The organism is Sphingobium bisphenolivorans, assembly GCF_000412635.1.
GTDB lineage: Bacteria > Pseudomonadota > Alphaproteobacteria > Sphingomonadales > Sphingomonadaceae > Sphingobium > Sphingobium bisphenolivorans.
Genome location: NZ_ASTG01000042.1, coordinates 1 through 3,819 on the forward strand (window position 1 = coordinate 1; position 3,819 = coordinate 3,819).

At 59.6% G+C, this 3,819-nt stretch carries 2 protein-coding genes; both read left to right on the forward strand.

Annotated elements, in window-relative coordinates:
• On the forward strand, positions 1-2,752 hold a 2,752-nt coding region (locus L858_RS0118990; RefSeq protein ID WP_028056296.1), incomplete at its 5' end, for a Tn3 family transposase.
• 142 nt (positions 2,753-2,894) lie between these two features.
• The gene (locus tag L858_RS0118995; RefSeq protein ID WP_006961816.1) at positions 2,895-3,761 is read left to right on the forward strand and encodes a recombinase family protein; all 867 of its coding nucleotides are present in this window, start codon (positions 2,895-2,897) and stop codon (positions 3,759-3,761) included.
• The last annotated feature ends 58 nt before the right edge of the window (positions 3,762-3,819 follow it).

The following is a 3,819-nucleotide window of genomic DNA, read 5'->3' on the forward strand; positions in this document are numbered from 1 at the left end:
GTCGATACCCTCCGACGGTGTCTTGTATCTGGCGGAGCAACTTGGTCTCGATGCCAAATCCGTGAACCACTATGATTTTTCCGGGCGCACCGCCCGCCGGCATTGCGCGGAGATTTTGCGGCATCTCGGGTTCCGCCGTATGACGCAGACGGATCGCAGGGCGTTGTCGAGGTGGATTTCCGACGATCTTTGTGCGGGCGGGCAGCCGATCAATGCCATGCTCGAGCATGTTTTCCTGTGGTGCCGCGACCGCCGTATCTATGGGCCGTCGCGCAAGGAGCTGGAACGCCTCGTCCGTTCGCAACGACACCTCTATCTGGAGGCCCTGTTGGCCCGAGTCCGCGATCGGCTTGCGCCGGATGCGGTCGCCTTGCTGGAAGCCTCGCTCGCCGATCCCGATGGCCCGACCGGCTTCAACACGATGAAGGGGGATGCAGGTCAGGCGACGCTCGAAAACATTCTTGGCGTGACCGCCAAACTCGCCTTTATCCAACGGCTTGCTCTTCCCCGAGATTTCCTATCGGTCACGGGCAAGGCATGGGTCGATCAGATCGTTCGCCGGGTTGCCGGCGAGAAAGCCTCGGAGATGCGCCGGCATGTACCGGCGCGCCAGCTCGGGCTCTATGCCGTTTATCTGATGGCGCGGGAAGCTCAGCTTACGGATGCGATGGTCGACCTGCTGATCGAGACGGTCCATAAGATCGGATCGCGCTCGAAACGCAAGGTGGTGGGCGATATCGCGAAAGACATCGAGCGGGTCTATGGCAAGGAGCGACTCCTGGTCGAGATTGCCAGCGCTTCGATCGACGATCCATCCGGGCGCATCTGCGATGTCATTTTCCCAATCGCCGGCAAGGACAAACTGGCGGCGATCATCAAGGAAAGCCAGGCAAAGGGCGCCTTGGATCGGCGGATCTACAAGGTGATGCGGAGGTCATGGGCCAATCATTATCGCCGTATGCTGCCAAGCCTGCTTTCGGCACTGGAGTTCCGGTCGAACAACGCCGTGTGGCGTCCGGTGCTGGCGGCCCTGGACTGGATCAGAAGCAAAGTGGATGATGGATGCCGCTACGTGCCGCCGCACGCAGTGCCGGTCGACGAGGTCATTCCGGCGAGATGGCGCAGTTCCGTCATTGATGAAGAGGGGCGCGTAAACCGGATCAGTTATGAGCTTTGTGTCCTCGCGCAACTGCGCGATCGCATCCGTTCTAAGGAAATCTGGGTTGTCGGGGCGGACCGATACCGCAATCCCGATGACGATCTTCCCAAGGACTTCGATGCGCGGCGAGAAGCATATTACACAGGATTGAACCTGACGGCGGATGCGCGTGCATTTTCAAGCGCCATCCGGGAAGAGCTTGCTCAGGAACTGTTGCTCCTCAATGCCAATATTCCCCGGAACGACAAGGTTCGGCTGCTGTGGCGCGGCGAGAACCGTATATCTCTCACCCCGTTCAAACCCTTGCCCGAACCCAGGGGTCTCGCCTCGATCAAGACCGAGATCGGCCAACGCTGGCCGATGACCGGGCTGCTCGACGTACTGAAGGAGGCTGCCCTTGATACGGGACTTCTCGAAGCGTTCGAAACATCGGCCTCGCGTGTTGCACTGCCGAAAACCGCGCTGGATCAACGTCTCCTGCTATGCCTCTACGGCCTGGGAACGAATGCCGGGCTCAAGCGGATCGCCGGCGCCACCCCCGATGTCAGCTATGAAGAGCTGCTGCATGTCCATCGCCGCTTCGTTCATGCCGCGGCGCTCAAGGAGGCGTGTGCCAGGGTTGCGAATGCGACCCTGGCAATCCGCAATGCTGCAGTCTGGGGGGACGCCGGCACGGCCTGTGCGTCAGATTCCACAAAGTTCGGAGCCTGGGATCGCAACCTGATGACGGAATGGCATGCGCGTTATGGTGGACGGGGCGTCATGATCTACTGGCATGTCGAACGACGCGCGACATGCGTCTATTCCCAGCTCAAGCGCTGCTCTTCCTCCGAGGTCGCCTCCATGATCGAGGGCGTGCTGCGCCATTGCACCGACATGGAAATCCAGCGACAATATGTTGATAGTCATGGCCAAAGCGCGGTTGGCTTTGCATTTTGCCGGCTTCTCGGATTTGAGCTTGCACCCCGCCTGAAAGCGATCGCTCGCCAGAAGCTGGCTCTTCCCGATGTCGGCATGCGAACGCGGCTTCCCCACTTGCAGCCGATCCTCTCCAGTCCGATCAACTGGGATGAGATCGAGCAGCAATATGACGAGATGGTCAAATATGCAGCCGCGATGCAGACAAAAACCGCCGACCCGGAGGCGATCCTGCGCCGGTTTAGCCGCTCCGAGGTGATGCACCCGACCTACAAGGCGTTGAGTGAGCTGGGCCGCGCGGTCAAGACGATCTTCCTGTGCCGGTATCTGCGCGAGGAGTCCTTCCGCCGCGAAATTCATGAAGGCCTGAATGTCGTTGAAAACTGGAACAGTGCCAATGGGTTCGTTTTCTTCGGCAAGGGCGGCGAGATCGCCACTAACCGCATCGATGAGCAGCAGCTCTCGGTCCTGGCGCTACATTTGCTGCAAGCGTCGCTTGTCTATGTGAACACCCGAATGCTTCAGAGCGTGCTGGTGGAACCGAAATGGACGGGCCGGATGACGCCGGATGATTATCGCGGCCTCACACCGCTGATTTACAGCCACGTCAATCCTTATGGCCGCTTCGACCTCGATCTGAATAGCCGGATCGATTTTGGGCGGCTTGCTGCCTGACCGGGGCCTTTCCGCTCGCACCATTTGGGTGCACCCGAACGTGACGATCGGAAGTGACATATACGACATGTCACAAAAGGGTGGTTCCGTCACCAATGTTACTGTACGAGGGCAAAGCCACCCTAATGTGACGGATTTGCCCATGACCCGCGTCGGCTACGCCCGCGTCAGCACCATCGACCAGGATCTCGACATCCAGGTTGCCCGGTTGAAGGCAGCGGGCTGTGAAATCCTCCGCTCCGAAACAGGCTCGGGCGCATCGCGCACTGGACGCACGGAGCTTGAGACGATCATGCAGTTCCTGCGCGCCGATGACGAACTCGTCGTCCTGCGTCTCGATCGGCTCGGTCGCTCCACACGCGATGTTCTCAATCTGGTTCATGAACTCGACCAGAAGGGAGCCTCATTGCGGGTGCTTGAGCCGGAGGTGACGACGGCCGGAAGCATGGGGCGGATGGTGATCACCATTCTGGGCATGGTCGCGGACATGGAACTGACGTTCATCAAGGACCGGCAGCGCGCCGGGATCGAGGCGGCGCGCGCCGAAGGCGTCTACAAAGGCCGGAAGAAAAACATCGATGACGATGAAATCCGACGCCGGATCACCGCCGGCGCGAGCAAGGCCAGCGTCGCGCGCGACCTCAAGATCTCAAGAATGACCGTCTATCGGGCGCTTGACGTCATTCCTTCAAGGATCGGGCTGCCGGAAAAGCCGCCTTCTGTCACCATCGCCCTGCATCTGACCATCGAGAACTTCAACAAGCATGGTCGTGGCAGAAAGCCCGCTCGCGAGCGCATTGAGGCGATGCTGGAGCGGGATTACCAGATGCAAAAGACCGGGAACTGCGATTACACGCTGACCGTCGCCTATGATCAGGGTGCCGATGGCGTCAGCCTCGATGATGAGATCGCATCTCTCCAGACAGAGATGTTCAACATCGCAGAGAGCTACAGGTGCTCGATCGAGACCGATGTTTACGAGATTGGAGGACAAGAGCGAGCCTGGTAGATCGCCATGTTCAATCTTTGTTCTTCAACATGGCCAAAATCGCAGCTTCGGGCCGACT

What these genes read in the sequence shown, in the direction of transcription:
- L858_RS0118995 (WP_006961816.1), top strand. Translation starts at nt 2,895, where the DNA reads ATGACCCGCGTCGGCTACGCCCGCGTCAGCACCATCGACCAGGATCTC.